This is a genomic window from Neorhizobium sp. T25_13, from assembly GCF_002968675.1.
Taxonomy (GTDB): Bacteria; Pseudomonadota; Alphaproteobacteria; order Rhizobiales; family Rhizobiaceae; genus Neorhizobium; species Neorhizobium tomejilense.
Window position 1 is genome coordinate 1 of record NZ_PVBI01000008.1, and the last position, 25,288, is coordinate 25,288.

Annotated in this window: 18 protein-coding genes; 8 read left to right on the plus strand and 10 right to left on the minus strand. The window is 61.4% G+C overall.

The window, feature by feature from the left end; all coding sequences use genetic code 11:
- Positions 1–285 precede the first annotated feature (285 nt).
- From C5J22_RS19185 to C5J22_RS19205, 4 genes are all read right to left on the minus strand, one after another.
- Complete coding sequence (locus tag C5J22_RS19185; protein ID WP_105439527.1) at positions 286–1,338, minus strand: sugar phosphate isomerase/epimerase; 1,053 nt, start codon at positions 1,336–1,338, stop codon at positions 286–288.
- A gap of 212 nt (positions 1,339–1,550) precedes the next feature.
- Complete coding sequence (locus C5J22_RS19195) at positions 1,551–2,501, minus strand: substrate-binding domain-containing protein (RefSeq protein WP_046634539.1); 951 nt, start codon at positions 2,499–2,501, stop codon at positions 1,551–1,553.
- A 112-nt stretch (positions 2,502–2,613) separates the two neighbouring features.
- Entirely contained in the window at positions 2,614–3,615 is a 1,002-nt protein-coding gene (locus C5J22_RS19200; RefSeq protein WP_105419680.1) for an ABC transporter permease, read from the minus strand.
- Positions 3,615–5,138 (minus strand): sugar ABC transporter ATP-binding protein, encoded by a 1,524-nt coding sequence (locus tag C5J22_RS19205; RefSeq protein ID WP_105439528.1) that lies wholly within the window; start codon positions 5,136–5,138, stop codon positions 3,615–3,617. Before C5J22_RS19205 ends, C5J22_RS19200 begins: the two co-directional genes overlap by 1 nt.
- A 513-nt stretch (positions 5,139–5,651) precedes the next feature.
- On the opposite strand from C5J22_RS19205, the gene C5J22_RS31295 reads away from it, so the two are divergent.
- A complete protein-coding gene (locus C5J22_RS31295; protein ID WP_172746710.1) occupies positions 5,652–9,824 on the plus strand; it encodes a peptidoglycan-binding protein in 4,173 nt (1,390 codons plus the stop codon).
- A gap of 133 nt (positions 9,825–9,957) precedes the next feature.
- On the opposite strand, the gene xylA is transcribed toward C5J22_RS31295, so the two are convergent.
- From xylA to C5J22_RS19235, 5 genes are all read right to left on the minus strand, one after another.
- Positions 9,958–11,268 carry a xylose isomerase gene (gene xylA / locus C5J22_RS19215; RefSeq protein WP_105439529.1) on the minus strand — a complete coding sequence of 437 codons (1,311 nt, stop codon included), beginning with the start codon at positions 11,266–11,268 and terminating at the stop codon, positions 9,958–9,960.
- A 197-nt stretch (positions 11,269–11,465) separates the two neighbouring features.
- Positions 11,466–12,920 carry a xylulokinase gene (gene xylB / locus C5J22_RS19220; protein ID WP_105439530.1) on the minus strand — a complete coding sequence of 485 codons (1,455 nt, stop codon included), beginning with the start codon at positions 12,918–12,920 and terminating at the stop codon, positions 11,466–11,468.
- Positions 12,921–12,945: 25 nt separating this feature from the next.
- Entirely contained in the window at positions 12,946–13,986 is a 1,041-nt protein-coding gene (locus C5J22_RS19225; protein WP_105439531.1) for a LacI family DNA-binding transcriptional regulator, read from the minus strand.
- Positions 13,987–14,130: 144 nt separating this feature from the next.
- Positions 14,131–15,723, minus strand: coding sequence for a DHA2 family efflux MFS transporter permease subunit (locus tag C5J22_RS19230; protein ID WP_105439532.1), 1,593 nt, complete (start codon positions 15,721–15,723; stop codon positions 14,131–14,133).
- Between the two features lie 21 nt (positions 15,724–15,744).
- Complete coding sequence (locus tag C5J22_RS19235) at positions 15,745–16,959, minus strand: HlyD family secretion protein (protein ID WP_105439533.1); 1,215 nt, start codon at positions 16,957–16,959, stop codon at positions 15,745–15,747.
- 135 nt (positions 16,960–17,094) lie between these two features.
- Between C5J22_RS19235 and C5J22_RS19240 the strand changes: the two genes are divergently transcribed.
- The 4 genes from C5J22_RS19240 (at position 17,095) to C5J22_RS19255 (ending at position 19,382) form a co-directional block, all read left to right on the plus strand.
- Complete coding sequence (locus C5J22_RS19240) at positions 17,095–17,796, plus strand: TetR/AcrR family transcriptional regulator (RefSeq protein ID WP_105439534.1); 702 nt, start codon at positions 17,095–17,097, stop codon at positions 17,794–17,796.
- Positions 17,797–17,894: 98 nt separating this feature from the next.
- Positions 17,895–18,662 carry a TerC family protein gene (locus tag C5J22_RS19245; protein ID WP_105439760.1) on the plus strand — a complete coding sequence of 256 codons (768 nt, stop codon included), beginning with the start codon at positions 17,895–17,897 and terminating at the stop codon, positions 18,660–18,662.
- A 73-nt stretch (positions 18,663–18,735) separates the two neighbouring features.
- Positions 18,736–19,023 carry a DUF6516 family protein gene (locus tag C5J22_RS19250; RefSeq protein WP_105439535.1) on the plus strand — a complete coding sequence of 96 codons (288 nt, stop codon included), beginning with the start codon at positions 18,736–18,738 and terminating at the stop codon, positions 19,021–19,023.
- The gene (locus tag C5J22_RS19255) at positions 19,020–19,382 is read left to right on the plus strand and encodes a hypothetical protein (RefSeq protein ID WP_172724028.1); all 363 of its coding nucleotides are present in this window, start codon (positions 19,020–19,022) and stop codon (positions 19,380–19,382) included. The genes C5J22_RS19250 and C5J22_RS19255 overlap by 4 nt, the downstream gene beginning before the upstream one ends.
- Positions 19,383–19,420: 38 nt before the next feature.
- Here the strand turns inward: C5J22_RS19255 and C5J22_RS19260 are convergent, their stop codons facing one another.
- Positions 19,421–19,963, minus strand: coding sequence for a glutathione peroxidase (locus C5J22_RS19260; protein ID WP_105439536.1), 543 nt, complete (start codon positions 19,961–19,963; stop codon positions 19,421–19,423).
- Between the two features lie 206 nt (positions 19,964–20,169).
- Between C5J22_RS19260 and C5J22_RS19265 the strand changes: the two genes are divergently transcribed.
- From C5J22_RS19265 to lysS, 3 genes are all read left to right on the plus strand, one after another.
- The gene (locus C5J22_RS19265; protein WP_105439537.1) at positions 20,170–21,942 is read left to right on the plus strand and encodes an SLC13 family permease; all 1,773 of its coding nucleotides are present in this window, start codon (positions 20,170–20,172) and stop codon (positions 21,940–21,942) included.
- Positions 21,943–22,071: 129 nt separating this feature from the next.
- Entirely contained in the window at positions 22,072–23,529 is a 1,458-nt protein-coding gene (gltX, locus tag C5J22_RS19270) for a glutamate--tRNA ligase (protein ID WP_105439538.1), read from the plus strand.
- Between the two features lie 180 nt (positions 23,530–23,709).
- Complete coding sequence (lysS, locus tag C5J22_RS19275) at positions 23,710–25,206, plus strand: lysine--tRNA ligase (protein WP_105439539.1); 1,497 nt, start codon at positions 23,710–23,712, stop codon at positions 25,204–25,206.
- Positions 25,207–25,288 lie beyond the last annotated feature (82 nt).

The following is a 25,288-nucleotide window of genomic DNA, read 5'->3' on the forward strand; positions in this document are numbered from 1 at the left end:
GCCCCGATGAACGCCCCCGCCCCGCCGCCGACCATGCCAAGCCGGATGCGCGGCTCCCGCGCCTGTTCGTCCTTGCCTTCGATTGCCATCTATCTCTCCTGAAAAATTGCCTGCAGTGGAATGCCCCTCATCCGCCCTGCCGGGCACCTTCTCCCCGCTTGCGGGGAGAAGGACGCAAGACGCCGCCTCCCGGTCCCTCAACGGCCTCGTGGGGCACGTCCCCTCTCCCCGTTTTGACGGGGAGAGGGTGAGGGTGAGGGGCAATGCCCCGGCGCGCGTTATCGCTCAAAGCCCGAGCATCCGCCTATTCGCCGCCTCGTCCGTTCCGCCGCTGGCAAAGTCGTCGAATGCCTTTTCCGTGACGCGGATGATGTGCGCCTTCACGAATTCAGCCCCTTCACGGGCTCCGTCCTCGGAGTTCTTCAGCGCGCATTCCCATTCGACCACGGCCCAGCCGTCGAAATCGTTGGCGGCCATTTTCGAGAAGATCGAACCGAAGTCCACCTGGCCGTCGCCGGGCGAGCGGAAGCGGCCGGCGCGGCCGACCCAGCCCTGGTAGCCGCCGTAAACACCCTGCCGGCCGGTCGGGTTGAATTCCGCGTCCTTGACGTGGAACATCTTGATCCGGTCCTTGTAGATGTCGATGTTGTCGAGATAGTCGAGGCATTGCAGCACGTAATGCGACGGGTCGTAGAGCATGTTGGCGCGCGGATGGTTCTTCACCCGCTCCAGGAACATCTCGAAGGTGACGCCGTCATGCAGGTCTTCGCCGGGATGGATCTCGTAACATACGTCGACGCCGCAGGAATCGGCATGGTCGAGGATCGGCGTCCAGCGCTTGGCGAGCTCGTCGAAGGCGGTCTCGACCAGGCCGGCCGGGCGTTGCGGCCACGGGTAGATGAACGGCCAGGCGAGCGCGCCGGAAAAGGTCGCATGCGCCTTGATGCCGAGATGTTTCGACGCCGTCAGCGCCATTTTCACCTGCTCGACCGCCCAGGCCTGGCGTGCCTTCGGATTGCCGCGCACTTCGGGTGCGGCAAACCCGTCGAAGGCTTCGTCATAGGCCGGATGCACGGCGACGAGCTGGCCCTGGAGATGGGTGGAAAGCTCCGTCACCTCGACGCCGTTCGCCCGCGCCACGCCGGCAAATTCGTCGCAATAATCCTTGGAGGAGGCAGCTTTTTTGAGGTCGATGAGTTGGCCGGCCCAGGTCGGCACCTGCACGCCGACATAACCCTTGTCCGCCGCCCATTTGGTGATCCCGTCCCAGCTATTGAACGGTGCCGCATCGCCCGCGAACTGGCCGAGAAAGATGGCCGGGCCCTTGATCGTCTTCATGATGTTTCCTCTTCGGCTATGTGCAGTTGGTCGGGAACAACCCTCGCCCCTCATTCCTGTGCTTGTCACAGGAATCCAGCCACGGCGCGTCTGCGCCGTGAGAAGAGTCTTTAGCACCCAAGGACTTGGGTGCGCTGGATCCCTGTGCCAAGCACAGGGATGAGGGAGACTGAGGCTGACGGCGCCCGCCAAAACGGGCGCCGCGTTGGTTATCAGAACGGCGAATCCGGGAAGTAGAAGTTCTTGGCATTGTCCTTCGTCACCAGCGTGGCGTCGAGGATGTAGGTGCCGCTGACCGGGACCTTGTCGTAGAAATTGCCGGCGGTGAGTTCCATGGCGGTCGCCACCATTGCCGGCGGATAGAGCACGTCGACCGGGATCATCTTGTCGCCGTCCATGACCTTCTTGACCATGTCCTTGGAGCCCGCGCCGCCGACCACATACTTGATGTCCGTGCGCTTGGACTGAGCGATGGCTTCGAGAACGCCGACGGCCATGTCGTCGTCCTGGCACCACACGACGTCGATCTTCTGGTGCTTGGTCAGGAAGTCCTGCATGACCTTGAACGCGTCGTCGCGGTTCCAGTTGCCGAACTGGCGATCGAGCACCTTCACCTTGGAGCCGGCAATGCCCTTGTCGAAACCGTCCTGGCGCTGCTGGTCGATCGGGATCGGCAGGCCGCGGATGACGACGACCTGCGCGTCCGGCGTGGTCTTCTTGATGTATTCGCCGGCGACCTGGCCGAGCGCCGGGTTGTTGCCGGCAACGTAGAGGTCACGGATGGTGCTGTCGTTGACGGAGGGCGCGCGGTCGACGAGTGCTACGAACGTACCCTTGTCCTTGACCTGCTGGATGGCGTTGACGAGCGGATCCGGATCGGACGGCAGGATGACCAGCGCGTCGAGACCCTGGACCGCGAGATCCTGCACGGCGTTCGCCTGGCTTGCCGCGTCCGGCGAGGTCTTGACGATGACGTTGAGGCCCGGATGCTCCTTCATCAGCAGCTTGGCGACGCGTTCGGCATGGAACACGACGCCGGCAGTCCAGCCATGGTCGGCGGCCGGAATGGAAACGCCGATCGTCACCTTCTTGTCCTGTGCGAAGGCGGTGCCGGCGAGAAGCGCCAGCGACGCCACGGCCAGTCCCAAAATTTGTCTGCGCATTGTTTCTCTCTCCCACAATATCAGGGTCTTTAATATTTCAGGACCGGGCGCGACCCATCAGCCCGGTCAGTTCTCGTTGGCCTGCTTTCGCGGGCTAATCCGCTTCAGCGGCCTACCTCCGCATCAGCGACCTTTGGACCAGCATGGCGATGATGATGATCGCGCCCTGGATGGCGCCGATCAGGTATTCGCTGACGAAGTTGGACAACAGCATGATGTTGCCGACGATTTCCAGAATGAAGGCGCCGCAGATCGTGCCCCAGATGCGGCCGACCCCGCCCCGCAGCGCCGTGCCGCCGACGACGACGGCGGTAATCGCCTGCAGTTCCCAGAAGCTGCCGGTCGTGGCGGATGTCGAGCCGAGGCGCGGCACGTAGAGCAGCACAGCGACAGCGACGCAGAGCCCTTGGATGACATAGGTGACGGTGCGCACCCGGTTGATCGAAATGCCGGAATAACGCGCGACGTCCTCGTTCGAGCCGACCGCGGTGACATGCCGGCCGTAGCGGGTGCGATAGAGCACGAAGGCGGCGATGGCGGCGGTGACGAAGATGACGATGATCGGGATCGGCACGCCGACGAATGAGCCGGAATAGACCGGCCGGTAGAGCGCCAGAATATCGCGATCGCGCACGGTGATGGCACCGCCCTGGCTGAGCCAGGTGGTGAGGCCGCGATAGATGCCCATCGTGCCGAGCGTGGCGATGAAGGGTTCGATCCGGCCGACAGTGGTGATCAGGCCGTTGGCGAGCCCGCAGACGGCGCCGATCGCGATCGCCAGCGCCATCCCGGCAACCAGCGCCAGCGCCGGGTCGGCGACCGTTCCCGAGTTCAGGAACAAGATCATCAGGCTGGCGACGAAGGCGAGCATCGCGCCGACCGAAAGATCGAGCCCGCCCGAAGTGATCACATAGGTCGCACCGAGAGCGATGACGGCGATGAAGGAACTGCGCGTCACGACGTTCAGAAGGTTGGCGGACGTCATGAAGTTCGGGTTGGCGAAGTAGCCGAGCACCAGGAGAAGGGCGAGCGCGATGAACGGCGCGATCGCCGCCATGTCCCAGTCCTTGGAGGTCTTCGGTGCCTTGGCCGGCTCTGTAGCGACATTCGCCATCACGCGGCCTCCTCTTTGTTGACGCCTGTCGCCAGCACGACGATTTCGTTTTCGTTCATATGGTCCCCCGTCACCTCGCCGACGATCCGGCCGGAGCGCATGACGAGGATGCGGTCGCAGATACCGATCAGTTCCGGCATTTCGGAGGAGACGACGATGATCGAACGCCCCTCCTCTGCCAGTTTGGCGATAAATTTGTAGATCTGTTCCTTGTTGCCGATATCGATGCCGCGCGTCGGCTCGTCGATGATGACGATCGACGGATCGAGCAGCATCATCTTGGCGAGCAGCAGTTTCTGCTGATTGCCGCCGGAAAGCTGGCCGGCGAGGATGTCCTTGCGGCCGGTGCGAATGTCGAAATCGCGGATCGCCTTGTCGAGCGCCTCGCTTTCGCGCTTGCGGTCGATCTGGAGCGCGCCGATGAACTTGCCGAGCGAGGCGAGCGTCAGGTTGACGATCAGGTCCTTGGTGAGCAGCAGGCCCTTGCCCTTGCGGTCTTCGGACAGGTAGACGATGCCGGCCTTGAGGCTCGCATGCACGTCCCTGAAATTGACCGGCTTGCCGAGATGGCGGACCGTGCCGCGGCTGGTGCGAAGGCCGACCATGCCCTCCATCAGCTCGGTGCGGCCGGCACCGACGAGGCCGGCGAAACCGAGGATCTCGCCCTTTTTCAACTGGAACGAGGCATCCTGCGCATAACCGGGAACGTTGAGATGCTCGACTTCGAGCACCGTCTCGCGCGCCTCGGCCGCGTGACGGTCCGGATAGAGTTTTGCGACGTCGCGACCGACCATCAGCCGCGCCATGTCGGCCGGCTGCAGCTCGCTGACGTCATGGCTGGCGACGAGCTTTCCGTCGCGTAAGACCGTCACCCGGTCGGCAATCTCCTTCACCTCGGGCAGGCGGTGGGAAATGTAAAGAACGCCGACGCCCTTGGCGCGGATCTGCCGGATGACCTTCAGCAACGCGTCGGTCTCGTGCGGCGTCAGCGACGCAGTCGGCTCGTCAAAGATGACGATCCGGTGCGGCACGAGCAGCACGCGGGCGATCTGCACCAGCTGGCGCTGGGCGATCGACAGGCGGCTGACGATGGTGTTCGGATCGATGTCGCTGCCGAGACCACGGACAGCCTTGGCTGCACCTTCGTTCATGGCGCGGTCGTCGATGAAGACGCCCTTGTGCAGCTCGCGGCCGAGATAGATGTTCTGGGCGACGGTCAGGTCCGGCGCCAGCAGGATTTCCTGGTGCACCAGCACGATGCCGCGATGTTCCGCATCGACCGGGCCGGAAAAGGTGACGGCCTCGCCGTCTATCCTCATCTCGCCGCGGGTCGGCGGCTGATTACCGGCAATGATCTTCATCAAGGTGGACTTGCCGGCGCCGTTCTCGCCGATGATCGCGTGGACCTCGCCGGCCCGCACGTTGAGATTGATGTCCTTGAGGACCTCGACGATGCCGAATGTCTTGGAAAGGCCGGCCGCTTCGAAGAGCGGCACGGCGGGGCTCGCCTCCACAGAACTCATCGCACAGCACCCATGACCATCGGGCAACGCACGGCCCGACAGCGAACCGCTGCGTTACCGACAGCACGCCTGTATATGATAATCTGCACCCAAGCTCCTCCCATGAGAACGCTAGCCCAGATTCTGAGGTACGTAAAGCAGATTTGCCGTAAACCAAGCGGGAAAGGTTCGTGCAAATCATCTTCCGGTTGGCGTTTGGTACTCAATCGTAAGAATGCTGCGGTTCCGGCCGGCTACGGCACTTAATGTGAGATTCCTTAAAGCGATTTCCGGCGCTTAACGCCCTCAGATGCGGAAATAACCTTTTGTGATATTTGCGATTTGCTGATGAAGATCCCCGAAGAGAGTCATTTTATTCACAGCGACGATTCTCACATTAAGTGCCACGCTATCTCATTGAAACTATTGCAGCGAGAGTCTTACGGTTAAATGCAAACAACTGCTGACGGATGTACCAAAGGCTAAACCATTTGGTGAAGTTTCGCAGCAAGTTGATCTACGTTAAATTTGCTCATGAGAACCAGGGATTTTCTGTCAATTGTTCTGCTGTGGGCCATCAACGTCACCCCCCTGCATGCGCAGGTGAATGGGCAGGACCTGATGCGGCTTGGGGTTGAGCTGCTCGGGGGTGCTGCGCAAGGACCCGACCGGGATAATCGACGTCTTGACGCGCCTAGCAACTCCTCCCAGCAGGATGAGAACGTTCGATCGCCTGCGGTTGCTGAGATACAGCGACGATTGAATGCGCTCGGCTACCCGGTTGGAACCGCCGATGGCGAAACAGGTCCACGTACCCGGCAGGCGATCGCGAATTTCCAGCGTGACAATGGCCTGCCACCGACCGGCCTAGCAGACGATAGGCTTCGCTCCGCGCTTCGCGTTGCCCAGCCGTCGGGTTCTCCGGCAACGACATCGCGTGACGTCGGAAACCCGAGGCCGAGCTTTGATTGCCGTGCAGCCAGCCAGGCGACCGAGCACGCAATCTGCTCGTCGCAGCTTCTCGCTGAGCTCGATCGCAGACTGGTGAATATCTACACGGCGGCGGTGGCTTCCGGAATCACGCATGCCGGAGCGCAGGCCGAATGGATCTCCCGCCGCAACCGTTGCAAATCTGATACTGCCTGCATTGAGAACGCTTACAGGGAGCGGTTGTCGATACTTGGTGCGAACAACGGTGGACTTGTGCAAGCTCCGGCAGTCGCGCGATCGAATACGTTCACGCTTCTCGAAGGTTTCGACCTTCCTTACGGCGACTATCGTTCAGGCCTCACCGATCCGTCTCTGGCGGGCATCGGATCCCAATCCTGCCAACAGATCTGTGCCGCTGACGCACAATGCCGTGGATTTACATATAACCAAAGAGGCAATGTCTGCATCCTCAAGAACGCCGTCAATCAGCGTTCTCGATTTGCCGGCGCTGTTTCCGGTATCAAAAACATAGGCAGCCCGACAGGCGTGGGAGGCAGTGAGGAATTCGCAAAACCCGGCATTTTGCCCGGTCCCGCCGATTTTGTGCACATGGCGTTGATGTCCGACGCCGATGCTTATCTTGAGCAGGCAGGCGCAACCGGAGTTGCCTACATACGCGCCACGGGAACAGAGGCCCAGTGCCGCGAACTCTACCAAGTCCAACGCGGCGACGAGTTCGCCCGCCGCGATTATCTTGCGCAGTCTGCCATCCTTGCGCGCCAGGTCATTGCTTCGCTGCCGGCGCGATCGCGCCGCTTTTCCATTTCCGTCGAAGCGCAATATACGCTCGGCCAATACGATTTTGACCGCCAGGGTTTTCCAGTTCTCACTTCCCAGAACGCTCGGCCTCCCATTCTGGAGGCTGGAACCGTAGCGCTGCTCCAGCAAAAACGCCCGCCATCCTGTTTGAGCGGCCTTGGTGGTTTCGATTTCGATAGTCAAAATTTTCCGAATTTCATTGACCCCAGCGCAGAGCATGCCGCGGTTGAAAACATCGATTTCCTTCCCATGCCGGAAAGAGAGGCGCGCCTGCTCCGTGATGCCGGGGTGGCAAAGGTTCTGCTCAGGGCAGCGATGACAGTCGAACCACGCCTTCAGGGGCGTGGCCCTCTAAGGGGTCAGATCACGGCGGTTGCCGCACACGACCCGGTCGATGGCCGCCTGATTCACACGTGGGATATCGATAGCGCCCTCCCAACTGCCGCACCGGATGAGCAAGGCACATCATGGACAGGCGAGCTGATGGCGTCGCTCATCGGTCCAATCCTCGAACCAAACCTCGATCGGCAAGCGTTCGACGGTGCTGCGACACAATACTTCAGCCGCTACATGCAGACTATCCTGGCCGGCAATCTTCCGCCTCAATCGCCTTTGCCAATCGAGGCGATGCGTGGACGCCAAGCCGAGGTAGTCACCGCCCTCAATCGTGATCGGCTGCGGGCCGCGCTTCGACAAGGCTCGACCAGAGTTCCGATCAACGTCACGATCGATGAAATGATCAGCCCGTTCTTCGAGGAAGGCAGAGGGATATATTTCAACAAGCTGGAGAACAGCCCGCAGAATGGAGGCGAAGCGCCGCTTTCAAGCGTCAATCTTTCCGACCGGGATTTGCCCCTCTATCGCCAGCTGTCGTTTCTGCGGCCCTGGCGAAATTCCCGGGATGCGGGGTTCAGAGAATTCATTGTTGCCGGGCAGCCTATCCCGATTTCGCTCGAGCTTGACCGGATCGTCAGTCTTGAGCCGGTTGCCATGGGGATAGAGGCCGCCGCCGCCCGCGGGCTGGTCGGTTACAACTCCTCAGGCCGGCGGGATAATGTGAATGTTCGCTGGGACCTGTCGGTGAGCGAAGTGCGTTTCGAAAAGGGCGCCGTCATTATCAGCGCTTCGTTGCGCGGTCTTTCCTATCGATGGGCGAGCGACAACCGGGGGATCGCCAGCTTTGCACCGGACACCTTTACCACAGTCGCGGCCTTACGCGGACAGATCGAAGCGGCGCTTCCGGCTCGGGCAACGGTCGCCAATATCGCGCCACCGCCGGCCGGTGCTCCCTACGGCGCTGAAATGATGGATCTGCTGCAGTTGCGCTATCAGCCTGCGACGGTAAACAACCAGATCGTCCAGCGAATGATGATCACACGCTTCGCCTATGAGGCATCCAGCGCAAAAAAACCTCCTCTCTGGGGCAGTTTCTTCCGCGACATCACCAAGTGGCCCGAGGCGACGGAATATACGAATCGTCTTGCGGAGTTTCGCGCCTGGTCGGAGGCACGTGCGGCGGCGCTTCCAGCAACCTTGACGATCTCTTTGCCCTTGTCCGAAACAGCTGATGGCAAGTTTGCACCGTTCGAAAGCCGAGGCCGGCATCCCTATGACAACTCCTGCCGTTCGTCTCTCTCCAGGCCGGGGAAGGAACAAAGCGAGAAGGATGTATCAGCCGCCAAGATATGCGAATTTCTGAACACGGCATGGCAACTGCCTGAGCCACAGCTCTTCCACCGCAGCCAAGGCGGCTCCTCCGAGCGGGGCAACAACTGTGCCGCTGATCCGTATTGCACCTCGATGCGGGATGCGCGGATTGCGATGAAGCTGCCGCTTCAGAGCCAAGATTTTATCGAAATCGATCGTCTGCCCCAGCTCGATGCCGCTCACCGGCGGATGCAGGGCAAGCTTGCGATCGAGATCGACGTCAAGCCTACCGGCGTCGCCGTTTCCCCCGTTTTGCCGGAAAGCGTTTGGGGAGCTGCATTAAAAACTGCTTTCGAGTTCGACAAATTGCAAGGTTTGAACATCGTCCGCCTGGATGACGATGCGGCGCCTTCAACGCAAGTCCTCATCTACAAGGCATCCGCCGTGGCAGCCCGGCTCGTCGATCTGAGCACAGGGGCAGTGGTTTCGGAACTTGTGCTTGCAACCATATCGAGGCCCCCGCTCGACAAGATTACCATCGCTGATTCCAAGCTGAGGGGACTTGATCTGCTCGAGATCCGCCTAGGCATGTCGTTTGACGACGCGGATAAACTCATTCGCGAACATATGTCGGTGAGCAAGGTGCTGACTGCCGACCGCAAGAGGCAGCTCGGTTCGATAAGCGGCGATCTTCTGCCTTATACATCCGGCCGGATCTACGCTTCGTCCGCCAATAACGAACTTATTGCTATCTTCGACGAACCGCCGGCATCTCCTGGACGAGTTCTGGGGATCTGGCGGATTCTGCGTCTACCGCAGGGCAGCACCAATGCGGCAACGGTCAAGGCCACACTTGTGGAGCGATATGGTGAACCCAGAGCCGTCCAGGAGGTCTCGCTTCCAATGATGCACAAGGGCGTCGCGTTCCTGTGGACCGACTACGCCGATCCGGGCTGCAGGGTAATCGATTTCGGTTTTCAGGCCAATCTCTGGCAGGACGAGAACAACGCGAGCTGGCTGCCGCCCTTCATGCCTCGGCCCCTGTTTCCAATTCTCGCGCATCCCATAACATTTGGCGTCGGCACCGGAGATAAGCTGCGCCAGCGCCCGCTTTCCGAATTCTGCCCACCTTTCCTGGGGGTGCGTTACGCGACCCACGACGGCCGCAATGCGGATTCACCCGCGGCGGACGAACTCGTCAGTTGGCTGAGCGACCACCGGAGTTATGCCAAATCGTATTATGAAAGCCGCACCGCCCCCGTTGCCGCCCCCTCGGCGCAGGAGATAACCGGACCAAAGATAAAGTTCTAGTGTCCGTTTGATGTTTGGATATGCCGCACCGTAACCGTTCGATCTCTAACGCCGCTCGGGGCACGTCCCCTCTCCCCGCAAGCGGGGAGAGGTTAGGGTGAGGGGCAGCGCGAGCCCATCAAAAGCAAAGGTGTCAAACGTAACGATTGACGACGTTTTCCAGGTATTCTTGGCGGCCGGACTTCGGTTCCGGGTTGATGTCCTGCTTTTCGACCCAGGAGGCGATGTCGTCGAGCTTGTATTCGCCGCGCAGCATCTTGCTGTATTCGGGGCTATCCCACTTCTCGTAGCGGGCATCGAGCGGCGCCTTCAATGCACCGTCGTCGAGCATCTTCGCCGCCGCCTTGATGCCGCGGGCGCAGCAGTCCATGCCGCCGATATGGCCGATCAGCAGATCTTCCGGATCGAGCGACTGGCGGCGCAGTTTCGCGTCGAAATTGGTGCCGCCGTTGTGGAAGCCGCCACCGGCGAGCACGTGGTAGTAGGCGAGCGCCATTTCCGGCACGTTGTTGGGGAACTGGTCGGTATCCCAACCGGACTGCATGTCGTTGCGGTTCATGTCGATCGAACCGAAAATGCCGAAGGCATTCGCCATGGCAATTTCGTGTTCGAAGGAATGGCCGGCAAGGATCGCATGGCCCTGCTCGATATTGACCTTTACCTCTTTCTCAAGTCCATTCTTCTGCAGGAAGGCATAAACGGTCGAGACGTCGTAGTCGTACTGATGCTTGGTCGGCTCCTGCGGCTTCGGCTCGATCAGGATCGTACCTTCGAAACCGATCTTGTACTTGTATTCGACCACCAGATTGAGGAAGCGGCCCATCTGGTCGAGTTCGCGCGACAGGTCGGTGTTGAGCAGCGTCTCGTAACCTTCGCGGCCGCCCCAGAGCACGTAGTTGGAACCGCCGAGGCGCTTGGTGGCGTCGAGGCAGGTCTTTACCGTCGCAGCGGCAAACGCAAAGACGTCCGGATCCGGATTGGTGGCGGCACCCGACATGTAGCGGCGGTTTGAGAAGAGGTTCGCCGTGCCCCAGAGAAGCTTGACGCCGGTCGCGGCCTGCTTCTTCTCGAAATAGTCGACGATCTCGTTGAGGTTCTTCGTGTTCTCGGCGAAGTTATTGCCTTCCGGACGCACGTCGGCATCGTGGAAGCAGTAGAAGGGCGAACCGAGCAGCTGGAAGAATTCGAAGGCGACATCGGCCTTCATCTTCGCCGCTTCCATCGTGTCGGAGAACCACGGGCGCTGGAAGGTCTGGCCGCCGAAGGGGTCACCGCCCGGCCAGGTGAATGTGTGCCAGTAGGCGACGGCAAAGCGAAGGTGATCCTCCATGCGCTTGCCGGCGACGATCTCGTCCGGATTGTAGTGGCGGAAGGCGAGCGGATTGGTGCTGTCCGGGCCTTCGTATTTGATCTTCTGGATGTCTCCGAAAAAGCCTGTGCTCATGGTCGTTTCCTCCTATCGAGTATTGAGAGCGACAAAGATCCCCTTCTGCCTGCCGGCATCTCCCCCACAAGGGGGAGAACGCTGGTGGCACCGCCCTGCCTAATCGGAAAAGCGGAATTCGGGGCAATAAAGCCCCTCCCCCTTGTGGGGAGGGGTTGGGGAGGGGTCTTTCAACGCACCTCTACGTGTAAGCATATTCAATGCGCCAGCGACCTGATCGCCGGATAGAGCGTCCGGTACCGGGCGTATGCGGTGTCGTATGCTTCCGAGAGTGATCCGACCGGCTCGATGGTCTCGTCGGTCTTCGGTGCCGAGCAGACGGAAAGCGGGTCGGCGCCGGTGGCAGCGATGAGGCCGAGGCGTGCGGCGCCGAAGGCAGCTCCGAAATCGCCGTCGGCCGGAATATCCACCGGCACGCCGAGAGACGTGGCGATCGACTGCAGCCAGTAGCGCGAGCGCGAACCGCCGCCGATGGCGGTAACGCGGGAAATCGAGGTGCCGGCGGATTTCAAGGCTTCGAGATTGTCCCTGATCGCAAAGGTCACCCCTTCGAGCACCGCCTGGGTCAGCACCGACCGGCTGCTTTCGTGTTCGAGGCCGATGAAGGCGCCGCGGATGGCCGCATCGTTATGCGGCGTGCGCTCGCCGGAAAGATAGGGCAGGAAGGTGACGTTGGAGGGAGCCTTCAGCGTATCGCCGAGTTCCTGGGTAAGCTCGGCGGCGGTCTTGCCGGTGATGAGCGAATGCCAGTTGAGCGCGTCGGTCGCCGACAGGATGACGCCCATCTGGTGCCAGGTTTTCGGCAGTGCGTGGCAGAAGGCATGTACCGCGCTTTCCGGCTTCGGCAGGTAGGAGGAGTTGGCGGCAAACAGCACGCCGGATGTGCCGAGCGAGACGAAGGCCTGGCCTTCCGCGACGGTGCCCATGCCGCAGGCGGACGCCGCATTGTCCCCTGCCCCGCCGGCAATCACGACGCCCTCGCCCATGCCCCATTTGTAGGAGAGTTCGCCGCGCAGCTTGCCCGCCTCTTCGGTGCCCTCGACCAGCGACGGCATCTGGCTTTCGGTAAGGCCCGTCGCGGCGAGCAGTTCGGACGACCATTTGCGGGCGCCGGTATCGAGCCAGGACGTGCCGGCCGAATCCGACATTTCGGAGATGTGCTCGCCGGTCAGCCAGAGGCGCAGGTAATCCTTCGGAAGCAGCACCTTGGCGACTTTGGCGAAGACGTCAGGCTCGTTTTTCGCGACCCAGACGAGCTTCGGGGCGGTGAAGCCCGGGAAGACGATATTGCCGGTGAGCTTGCGGAAGATGGGGTTCGCATCGAGGGCTGCGGCTTCCTGATGCGAACGGGTGTCGTTCCAGAGGATGCAGGGGCGCAGCACCTTGTCTTCGCTGTCCAGCAGCGTCGCACCGTGCATTTGGCCGGAAAGGCCGATGCCCTTCACGGCCGCCAGCTCCTTCGGGAATTTTGCGTTGAGGCCAGCGACCGCTTCTTCGGTGGCGCGTATCCAGTGGGCCGGATCCTGCTCCGACCAGCCGGAATGCGGACGTGAAACATCGAGCGAGCCGCTCGCCGAACCGATGATCTTCTGATCGCCGTCGATCAGCATCGCCTTGACGCCCGAGGTGCCGAGATCGAGACCGAGATACATGGTGTTTCTCCTAATGCTCCGCCCTTCAGGGCAGATTGTCTTTCAAGAATATGTCGATACGGATGCGTTCCTGGGCGGCGAGCACCGGCAGTCCGTCCGCCTTGGCCTTCAGCACGCGGATCGCGCTTCTGACCTCGTGGCCCGCGTCCTGGTTCAGAACCGCGTCGATGACACCGTTTGAAAGTGCTGCGCGGGTCGAGGCGGTGAGTTCGTGGGCGATGACGAGCGGCCGGCGGGGGCCGTGCGCCATCTGCAGCGCGCGGATCAGACCGCGGTTGCCGGCACCGAGACTGTAGATGCCGGCAATGTCCGCATTGCGGCGCAGCGCCTCCGCGACCATCGTCTCGGAGAGCGCCGGATCGTCGCGGCCTTCGAGGACGGGCAGGATATGGACGTTCGGATAGGCGTTTGCGATGACGGTCGAAAACCCTTCCAGCCGCTCGCGGTGGTCGCGCACCAGCATGGAGCCGGCAAGCACCGCGACGGTCGCCCCTCGTTCGCCCATGAGCGGGCCGCTGAGGAACCGTCCCATCAGGCTGCCGGCAGTGCGCCCGGCGGCTATATTGTCGATGCCCGCATAATGATCGCGCGAGGACTCCGGCAGGTCCGACACGAGCGTCACCATCGGGATGCCGGCCTCGCTCAGGCGTCGGGCGGCCGCACGGACTTCCGGCGCGTCGATGGCGACGAAGGCGACCCCAGCCGGCTTTTCGGCAAGCACCGCCTCGAGTGATGCGACCAGCGCGCCCGGATCGAAGGGCGGCACGTCGACAATGCGGATGTCGGTGCGCTCCGAGCTGGAGCGGGCAACGGCGCCACGGACTTCCTCATGCAAGCCGATCATGAAGGAGTTGTCGTTGGCCGGCAGGATGAAGACGAAGGAATAGGTCCGGCTTTTCGCAAGATTGGCGGCGGCGAGATCGCGCACGTAACCGAGCGAAATGATCGCATCCTCGACCTTGCCGCGGGTGACGGAACGCACGCCCGGCCGGCCGTTGAGAACCCGGTCGACAGTCGCAAGGCTGACGCCGGCGATCTTCGCGATGTCGTGGACTGTGGGCTTCATGAATTCCTCCGCCGACCGTGTTAGCGGAAATTCTGAGGTACGTAAATCAAAATTTGAGGTACGTGTTTCACGCAAGCTCGAACACCCAAAGAAAAAGGCCGTCACTCGCGTGGCGGCCCCCTTCCCGGCGGTGGAATGCTGCAATCAATGCCCGCCGCCACCGGCGCCCGCGGGGCGGGCCGGCTTGGCGATCAGGAAGACGAAGAAGATCAGGCTGCCGAACAGCCCCGTCAGGATGAAGAAGACATCCATGAAGGAAAGCAGCAGAGCCTGCTGAGTGATGATGCCGGAGAGCCTCTGGAGCGCCACGGCGCTGCCGTCGAGGCCGAAGGAATTGTAGTTGGCGCCGACGCTGTCCAGCCAGTTGAGCGCTGCCGGATTGCCGTAGTTGACGTGCTCGGAAAGCCGGGCGTAGTGCTCGTCGGAACGCTGGGTCAGCGCCGTGTTGATGACGGCAAGGCCGACCGCACCGCCAAGATTGCGGGTCAGGTTGAAAAGGCCGGACGCGCCCTGGATGCGTTGCGGCGCGAGCGTCCCGAGCGCGATATTGCTGATCGGCACCATGCACATCATCATCCCGAACCCGCGCAGGATCTGCGGCAGCAGCAGTTCGTAGAAATCCCAATCGGCGGTGATGCCGGTCATCAGCCAGGTACCAGCCGCAAACGAGCCGAAACCGACCGCCATCAGGATGCGCAGGTCGACACTGTTCGACAGCCGTCCGACGAGCGGTGCCGAGACGAACATCGCGATGCCGGAAACGAACATCGTCTCCCCGATCATCAGCGAATCGTAATGGCGGATGCGCCCGAGATAGAGCGGATAGAGATAGGTGAGCCCATAAAGCCCGACGCCCATGATGAACGAGAACAGCGAACCGAAGGCGAAATTGGCGTTGCCGAATGCCCTGAGATCGACGATCGGGAACTCGACCTTGAAGGCACGCCAGAAGAACACCACGGCGCCGATGACGATGAAGACGGTGCCTATGACGATCTTGTCGTCGCTGAACCAGTCCTTGTTGTTGCCTTCTTCCAGAACGTATTCCAGCGCGCCGAGGAAGACCGCCATGGAGGCGAGCCCCCACCAGTCGAACTTCTTCATCAGCTTAAGCTGCGGCTTATCGAAGTCGATCAGCGTGAAGGTGACGACGGTGACGATGATACCGGGGATGACGTTGACCAGGAACAGCCAGTGCCAGGAGAAGGAATTGGAAAGGTAACCGCCGACCGTCGGACCGATCGTCGGGGCGAGCGTGGCGACGAGGCCGATGATCGGCGACACGATGCTGCGCTTCGACGGCGGGAAAATGGTGAAGGCCGCCGCGAAGACGGACGGGATCATGCCGCCGCCGATGAAGCCCTGGATGGCGCGATAGACGATCATCTCGTCGATATTCGTGGCAGTGGCGCAAAGGATGCTGGCCAGCGTGAAACCCGCCGCGCACATGGAGAACAGGATGCGCGTCGACATGATGCGGGCAAGCGTTCCCGACAGCGGGATCATGATCACTTCGGCGATCAGGTAGGAGGTCTGCACCCAGGCGATTTCATCCGAGCCGGCGGAAAGGCCGGCCTGGATTTCCGCGAGCGAGGCCGAGACGATCTGGATGTCGAGGATCGACATGAACATGCCGAAGACCATCGCGAAGAAGGCGATGAGCTTGCGTCTGTCCATCGGCTGGTCGGCCGGCATCGCAATAGGGGGCGGACCCGCCGTGGCCGTTGCTCCTGCCATGGCCGCTCTCCTTGGTTCTCTTTACTTGGCAGCGACAGCGCTGATGCCGGGCGCGGTCCGGGTATCGACGTCGACGACGACGCTCAAGCCGGCACGAAGGCGCTGGCGTTCGAGGTCTTCCTTCGGGATCGAGATGCGAACCGGAACGCGCTGCACGACCTTGGTGAAGTTGCCGGTCGCATTTTCCGGCGGCAGCATCGAGAAGACGGCACCGGAAGCCGGCGCGATCGACACCACAGTGCCTGTGATGTTGTGATCCTCGTAGGCATCCACATGCACGCGAACCTTGGAACCCGGCTGCAGGTTGCCGAGCTGGGTTTCCTTGAAATTCGCCTCGATATAGAGCTCGGTCAGCGGCACCAGCGACGCGAGCCGCTTGCCGGTCGAGACGAGATCGCCCGTCTGGACCGAGAGGTTGCCGATGACGCCGTCATAAGGCGCCTTCAGGACCGTGAAGTTCAGATCGCGCTGGGCCTGGTCTCGGGCGAGATCCTGGGTATGGATCGTATTGACCGCCTCGTCGCGCTGGGCACGCAGGAGGCCGATATTGGCCTGGGCCGACGCGACCGCCGCCTGGCCGGCGACGAGATTGGCGCGGGCCTGTTCAAGCGCAATCTCCGCATTGTCGAGCGCCGCGGCGGTGCCGACCGCACTTGCCTGCAGGCTCGTCGCGCGCTTCTGGGTGATCTCGGCACCGCGAACCGCGGCTTCGAGAGCACCCTGCTGGGCCTGGGCCTGCTTCAGCGCCGCTTCGCCGCCGACGATCTGCGCGTCGATGCGGGAGACAGCGAGTTTGGCGGATTCGATAGCCGTCTGTGCCTTGCGAAGTGCAAGCTGATAATCGCCGTCGTCGAGCGTGACGAGCGGTTCGCCCGCCTTGACGGCCTGGTTCTCGACAACATTGACCTTGGCGACATAACCGGACACCTTTGGCGAGATCACCGCGATATCGCCTTCGACATACGCGTCGTCGGTGGAAACCAGGAACCGACCATCGATCCACCAGTTGTAACCATACCAGCCAGCGCCACCGAGGAGGGCAAGCGCGATGACAGGCAACAGCAGACTGCGGCGTTTCTTCTTTTCAGGCGCCTTGGCGACCGCGGGAACCGCAATCGCCTCGGCCGTCGCGGGCTGTTCCGCAGCCGGCGAGTCCTTAAGGGCCTCAACCTTGGCAAGGCCAGCGTTTTCCGTCGTCACGGCGCGCAGTGCGCCGGAATTCTGAGAGGACGTCATCTTGTATCTACCGTCTTGGGAGCGTCTTATTCCATCGAACCGATCGGTTCAGCGAGCTTGACATAGACCCATCGATGACACATATCAAGGGCAATCGAACCGCTCGGTTCGAAAAGGTTAAAAAAGGGCATCGAAATGGCCAGGCAGACAAGGAAACTGGAAAGGTGTGATCCGGTTCCCGCCGGACGTTTCGCAGCGGGCGAGGACCCGGCGAAACGGGAGCAGATTATCGACGGGGCGAAAAGCGTCTTCATGAAGCTCGGCTTCGACGCGGCAAGCATGAACGACATCACCCGCGAGGCAGGTGTTTCGAAAGGGACGATCTACGTCTACTTCCAGAACAAGGAAGACCTGTTCGGCGCGATTATCGCCCGTGAGCGCGAACGGATTACGCTGCGCATGCGCGACATCCTTGCAGGCAGCGAGGAGGTCGAGGACGGCCTCTACCGCTTCGGCATGGGTTTTGCGACGCACATCACCGCATCGCAGGTGATCGAGGCGATGCGTACGGTGATCGGCGTCGTTGATCGCCTGCCGAGCCTCTGTCGGCATTTTTTCAATTCGCCGACCCAGAACGTCCGCACCGTGCTTGAGGATTTCATCCGGCGCCACGTGGAGCTCGGCAATCTCAAGGTGGAAGATACGGATCTCGCAGCCCGTCAATTCGTCGACATGGTAAGCGGCACCTTCTTCAAGCTGCGCCTTTTCGGCGATCTCGACGACGTACCGCCGTTCAGCGAGATCGACCATGTCGTTACGGGCGCGATCCGTGTGTTCATGGCAGCCTACGGCGTCCATGACAATTCCGTGACCGCGAAAACGAAAGAACATGCCTGATTTCAGGAGGTTGTAGCGCAACCTCCTCTTGTCTTCCGCTCATCAGTCCTTAAATCGGTCAGGCAATTACGCCTTGAGATTGAAAGAAGGGAATGTTGATGCAGGATATCGTCGTGCTGGTTCAGGATCCGGCCGCCTGGGTGGCGCTTGTCACCCTCGTCGTCATGGAAGTCGTGCTCGGCATCGACAACCTCATCTTCATCTCCATCCTCACCAACAAGCTGCCGCCCGAAAACCGTGAGCGTGCCCGCAAGATCGGCATCGGCCTGGCGCTCGTCATGCGTCTCGCCCTGCTCGGTACCGTCGCTTGGATCGTCCAGCTCACCAACCCCCTCTTCGAGGCCTTCGGCCACGGCTTCTCGTGGAAGGACCTGATCCTGATCGCCGGCGGCCTTTTCCTCGTCTGGAAGGCGACCAAGGAAATCCACCACTCCGTCGATGTCGACGACCACAGGGAAGACCTGGTCGGCGCCGGCAAGGAAGTGGTCAGGATGAGCTTTGCGTCTGCGATCGGCCAGATCCTGCTGCTCGACCTGGTCTTTTCGATCGACAGTATCATCACCGCCGTCGGCATGACCCCGCACCTGCCGATCATGGTGGTCGCCGTCATCGCCGCCGTCACCGTGATGCTGATCGCCGCCACCCCGCTTGCAAACTTCATCGAGAAAAACCCGACCATCGTCATGCTGGCCCTCGCCTTCCTGCTGATGATCGGCGGCACCCTGATCGTCGAGGGTTTTGGCGTGCACGTGCCCAAGGGCTACATCTACGCCGCCATGGCCTTCTCCGCCGGCGTCGAGGTACTCAACATGGTGGCGCGCAACGCCCGCAAGAAGAAGAAGGCGGGCGGGCAGACGCTGCACTGATGGTGGCGTTTCCTTCCATCAAGTCGAGCATCACCTTGATGCCATATTCAGCATATGCTAGATAAAGCATCAAATGGCGCAAGCGACCCTAATCATGGATCGGAAATTTCATCTGGACGATGGAAGGATCATCCAGATGAAAGTCTGGCAGCTTCCCGATCCCAACGCGGAACGTCCACATGGATTGAAATATTCGCTTTTCTTCGGACGCCCGGGAGAGCGAATTATTGGCTACGACAACGAAGCTGGCAAAGGCGATCATCGCCATTATAGCGATCAAGAGGAACCCTATCGTTTCGAGAGCCTCGAACGGATGATCGGGGATTTCGAAGACGATGTGCGCCGGGAGTTGAAGGTATGAGCGAAGTTCGGATCCACGTTTCTAATATGGACGCGTTTTTCGAAAACGCGACAAGGGCTGGAGCGCGGATCGACGCCGGCGATTTCAGCCTGCAGCCGGGCGAGATCGCCTTCGAAAGCATGGATCTTCTCTTAAAGGTGCTGACCGCCAATCGCTGGCGGCTTCTGCGCGCCCTGAAAGCGGCTGGCACCTCCTCGATCCGCCAGCTCGCTCACTCCCTGAAGCGGGATTATCGCGGGGTCCATGCCGACGTGGTCGCCCTGGCCGAGGTCGGTCTAATCGAAAAGACCGCGGAGGGTCTGGTCAAGGTTCCCTGGGATCGCATCACGGCAGAAATGGCGATCACTGAAGCGGCCTAGTTGGAAGGCAAAGAATTGCTCCGGCTCTGCCGGGCCACTCAGTTCTTCGCCAGTTCCCGTTCGACCGCGTCGATCAGCCGGCTGTCCTGCGCATCGACATCGGGCGCGAAGCGGGCCTTGATCTCGCCGTCGCGGCCGATCAGGAATTTTTCGAAATTCCAGACGATCTCACCGTCTTCGACTTCCATGCCGAATCCCCGCAGCTTTTCCTTCATCGGGCCGTCGCCGGTGGTCGGCACGCCGGAGCCGGTGAGGCCCTGGTAGAGCGGGTGCTTGTCTTCGCCCTTGACGGAGATCTTCGAGAAGATCGGGAATTTTACATCGTAAGTGAGCTGGCAGAATTCGACGATCTCGGCGTCGGTGCCGGGCTCCTGGCCCTTGAAGTTGTTGGCCGGGAAGGCGGTGATGACGAAACCATCGCCGCGTTTGTCTTCGTAGAGTTTTTCGAGGCCTTCATACTGCTTGGTCAGGCCGCATTTCGAGGCGACGTTGACGACCAGCATCACCTTGCCTTTGTATTCGGCAAGCGTCGTCTCGCGGCCATCGGCCAGCTTCACCGGCACGTTCAAAACATCAGTCATCGACAAATCTCCATTCAAAACAATTCAATAGCCCCACGGCCATACCCTAGCGAAGCGACCTGCGTTGTCCAGTGGACAGGGTCCCTCTTGCGCCCACTGCGCTGGAACTTTAAGCCTCACCACATTGATCGGCTGCGCGACCGCACCATCTCCATCCTTCTGCCAGCGGTGATTCTCCCGCTGGACCTCTCGACGTCAAGGGCGGCATGACCACTCAGCAGATCCTCGCGTTTTCCGTCATCGCCATCATGATGGCGGTCTTTATCTGGGATCGGTTCCGCTACGATGTCGTCGCCTGCTGCGCGCTGGTGCTGGCCGTCGCGCTCGGCGTCGTGCCGGTCGGCAGGGCGTTTTCCGGCTTCTCGGACGACATCGTCATCATCGTCGGCAGCGCCCTGGTGGTCAGCGCCGGCGTGGCGCGGTCGGGCATCGTCGATACCGCCATCAAGAAATTCTTCCCGAACCTCAACACGCTGCACGCCCAGCTCGCGCTACTGATGATCGTCGTGGCGGTGCTTTCCGCCTTCATCAAGAATATCGGTGCTCTGGCGATCATGATGCCGGTCGCCTTCCAGTTCGCCCGGAAATCGGGGGCCTCCCCGTCGAAATACCTGATGCCTATGGCTTTCGCCGCCCTGCTCGGCGGGCTGATGACCCAGATCGGCACTTCGCCGAACATCGTCGTCTCGCGGCTGCGCGAAGAGCTGACCGGCACGTCTTTCACGATGTTCGACTTCACGCCGATGGGGGCGATCCTGACCGTCGTCGGCATCACTTTCCTGCTCTTCTTTCACTGGCTGGTGCCAAGCCGCACCCGGGAGAACAGCTCGATCGAAGAGGCGGTGGAGATCACCAACTACACGTCAGAGGTCTCCCTGACCGCCGACTCGACGATGCTGGGAAAACCGCTCAGCGACCTTCTGAGGCATGCCGACGGCGAAGTGCTGGCCACTGCCGTTTTGCGCGGGACGTCCCGCATGTCGCCCTTTCCGGACCTGACGTTGCGCGAAGGCGACGTAGTGATGCTGGAAGGCCCTTCGAAGGCGCTCGACCGGATCGTCTCCGGCGGCAGGCTGAAACTGTCCGGAAAACCGCTGAAGGAAAAAGGCCAGGCACAGACGGACGTGATCTCGGTCGAGGCGATCATCACCCAGGAATCGTCGCTTAAAGGTCTGTCCGCCAAGGAACTGGCGCTCTCCTATACGCGCGGCATCAATCTTCTGGCGATCAGTCGGGGCGGCGAACGGTTGACACAGCGGTTGGGCGAGCTGACGTTGATGGCCGGCGACGTGCTGGTGCTGCAGGGCAGCCGCAGGAACCTGCCCGCAGTGCTGCAGGATTTTTCCCTGCTGCCGCTCGCCCAGCGTGAAATCCTGCTTGGGACACAGCGGCGTGCCTTCATTCCACTGGTCATTCTGGCGCTTGCCATGGCCGCGACCGCAGTTGGCATCGCCCCGGTTCCCGTCGCCTTCTTCACCGCCGCCCTCGGCATGGTCGTCTTCCGGGCGATCCCGCTCAACGACTTCTACAAGTCTGTCGACGGGCCGATCCTCGTCATGCTGGCGGCGTTGATCCCCGTTTCGGATTCGCTGAGGACGACCGGCGGCAGCGAGCTGATCGCAGGCTGGCTCGGCCAGGTGGCCGCGACGCTTCCGGCCTGGGGTGCCCTGGGGCTGATCCTTGTCACTGCCATGGCGGTGACGCCGTTCCTTAACAATGCCGCGACGGTGCTCGTCATGGGGCCGATCGCCGCGAGCTTCGCCACCAGTCTCGGCTTTCGGCCGGAGGCGTTCCTGATGGCGGTGGCGATCGGCGCCGGCTGCGATTTCCTCACCCCCGTCGGCCACCAATGCAACACGCTGGTCTTCGGCCCCGGCGGCTATAAGTTCTCCGACTATCCGCGCCTCGGCCTGCCGCTTTCTTTCCTGATCATCCTCGTCAGTGTGCCGGCGCTGCTCTATGTCTGGCCGGTGAGGTAGGGCTGCGGCCAAGTACCTTGACGCCAAAAACCTTGACGCTTGCGGCTGAATATGGCCTAAGCCTGCGCCAATCCGCATTTCAAAAACAGGCTTGGCGCCTTCCCGGCCGCCACAGATAGAGCATTCTTCATGATCGCCACGAAGCCCCGCGTCCGCATCGCCCCCTCGCCGACCGGCGAGCCGCATGTCGGCACCGCCTATATCGCGCTCTTCAACTATCTCTTCGCCAAGAAACATGGCGGCGAATTCATCCTGCGCATCGAGGATACCGACGCGACGCGCTCGACGCAAGAATTCGAGCAGAAGGTTCTGGACGCGCTGCGCTGGACGGGCCTGACCTGGGCCGAAGGCCCGGATGTCGGCGGACCCTACGGTCCTTACCGCCAGTCCGACCGCAAGGACATGTACCAGCCCTATGCCCAGCAACTGCTCGACAAGGGCCACGCCTTCCGCTGCTTCTGCACGCCGGAACGTCTGGAGCAGATGCGCGAGGGCCAGCGCGCTAGCGGCAAGCCGCCGAAATACGATGGTCTTTGCCTGAACCTGACGGCCGAGGAAGTGACCTCCAAGATGGCGGCCGGCGAAGGCTCGGTCATCCGCATGAAGATCCCGACCGAAGGCTCCTGCGACTTCCATGACGGCGTTTACGGCGACGTCTCGATCCCGTGGGATTCGGTCGACATGCAGGTGCTGATCAAGGGCGACGGCATGCCGACCTATCACATGGCCAACGTCATCGACGACCATCTGATGAAGATCACCCACGTGGCGCGCGGCGAGGAATGGCTGGCATCGGTGCCGAAGCACATCCTGCTCTATCGTTATTTCGAGTGGGAACAGCCGGTGTTCATGCATCTCTCCCTGATGCGCAACGCCGACAAGTCGAAGCTGTCGAAGCGCAAGAACCCGACCTCGATCTCCTATTATTCCGCGCTCGGCTACCTGCCGGAAGCGCTGATGAACTTTTTGGGCCTGTTCTTCATCCAGATCGCCGAAGGCGAAGAGATGCTGACCATGGACGAGCTCATCGAGAAGTTCGATCCGGACAACCTCTCCAAGGCCGGCGCGATCTTCGACATCCAGAAGCTCGACTGGCTGAACGGCCGCTGGCTGCGCGAAAAGCTGTCTCCGGAGGAGTTCATCGCGCGGACGCTCGAATGGGCGATGGAAAACCAGCGCCTGACCGAAGGGTTGAAACTGTCGCAGAGCCGAATTTCCAGGCTCGGCGAGCTGCCGAACCTTGCCGGCTTCCTCCTGTCAAACGATGTCGGCCTGACGCCTGCTTCGTTTGCTGGCCTGAAGACGAGCCCGGCGGAAACGCTGGAGATCATCAATACGGTGCAGGCGGATTTCGAAAAGATGCTCGAGTTCAACACCGAAACGATCGACGCCGAGCTGCGCGCCATTTCCGACCGTCTCGGCAAGAAACTGCGCGTCGTCACCCCGCCGCTGTTCGTCGCCATGTCGGGTTCGTCCCGTTCACTGCCGCTGTTCGACTCGATGGCGTTGCTCGGCCGCTCGGTGGTTCGCCAGCGGCTGAAGGTGGCTGCAGGAGTAGTGGCCTCGATGGTAGGCGACGGAAAGTAAAGGTATACGCGACGGGTCCCCTCCCCCTTGTGGGGAGGGTTAGGGAGGGGCCTTTCTTCCTGAGTTCAAGAAAACCCCTCCCCGTCGCTTCGCTCCGACCTTCCCCACAAGGGGGAGGGTTACGCCGAGCCAGCCGCACCGGCGAAACAACATAAACCTGCCCGAAGAAGGCGAAACACGATGACCGAGAACACCACCGAAACCGCCCTCTCCTCCGATGCCACCCAGGTGCGCGCCCAAAAACTCGCTCTGCTTCGCGAAAAGATCGGCGACGTCTATCCGGCGCATTTCCACCGGACGATGACAAATGCGGAACTGGCCGAGAAATACAAGAACCTGGAAGCGGACGTCGAGACGCAGGATATCGTCACCGTCGCCGGCCGGGTCTATTCCTCGCGCAATTCCGGCATGTTCATGGATATCCATGACGCGTCCGGCAAGGTGCAGATCTTCTCCCACAAGGACACCACGCCGCAGGAAGCCCGTGACCTGTTGCCGATGGTCGATATCGGCGACATCATCGGCGTGACAGGCGTCGTGCGCCGCACCAAGCGCGGCGAGCTGACCATCAACGCCCAAAACATCACCATGCTCACCAAGTCGCTGCTCCCCATGCCGGAGAAGTGGCACGGCCTGTCGGATATCGAGCTGCGCTACCGCAAGCGCCATCTCGACATCATGACCAACGAAGAGTCCAAGCTCCGATTCCAGCAGCGCAGCCGCATCGTCTCGGGCATCCGCCGCTTCATGGAAAACGACGGCTTCATGGAAGTTGAGACCCCGATGCTGCAGGCGATCTACGGCGGCGCCACCGCGGAACCGTTCAAGACCCACCACAACACGCTGAAGCTCGACATGTATCTGCGCATCGCGCCGGAACTGTTCCTGAAGCGCACGCTGGTCTCGGGCCTGACCGACAAGGTGTTCGAGATCAACCGCAACTTCAGGAACGAAGGCGTCTCCACCCGGCACAATCCTGAATTCACGATGATGGAGTGCTACTGGGCCTATGCCGACTACGAGGACATGATGGACCTCGTCGAGCGCATGTTCTCGACGCTCGCCATGACCATCCACGGCACGACCGAAGTGAAGTTCGGCGACAAGGAACTGTCCTTCAAGGGCCCGTTCAAGCGCGTGCCGATGCCCGATGCCGTCAAGGAAGCGACCGGCATCGATTTCTTGAGCATGAAGACCGACGAGGAAGCCCGCACCGCCGCCAAGGCCGCCGGCTTTGCTGTCGAGAAGGATTGGACCTGGGGCGAATGCCTCGCCTTCATCTTCGAGGAAAAGGTCGAGGGCACGCTGATCCAGCCGAGCCACGTGACGCATTTCCCGAAGGATATCTCGCCGTTTGCCAAGGAAGTGCCGGGCGAACCGCGCCTCGTCGAACGTTTTGAAACCTATTGCAACGCCTGGGAACTGGGCAACGCCTTCTCCGAGCTCAACGACCCGGAAGAGCAGCGCAAGCGCATGGTCGAACAGCTCGAACAGGCGCATGCCCGCGGCGAAAAGGACAAGCAGCTCGATGACGAGTTCCTCGATGCGATCGACCAGGGCATGCCGCCCGCCGGCGGCCTCGGCATCGGCGTCGACCGCCTCGTCATGCTCCTGACGGACTCACCGTCGATCCGCGATGTGATCCTGTTCCCGGCGAGACGCGCCAAGGCGGATTGATAGGGTTCGCCTCCGCCACCACGGCCGTCATCCTCGGGCTCGACCCGAGGATCCCACCGGCTGGGCACTGCGGATGCTGGAT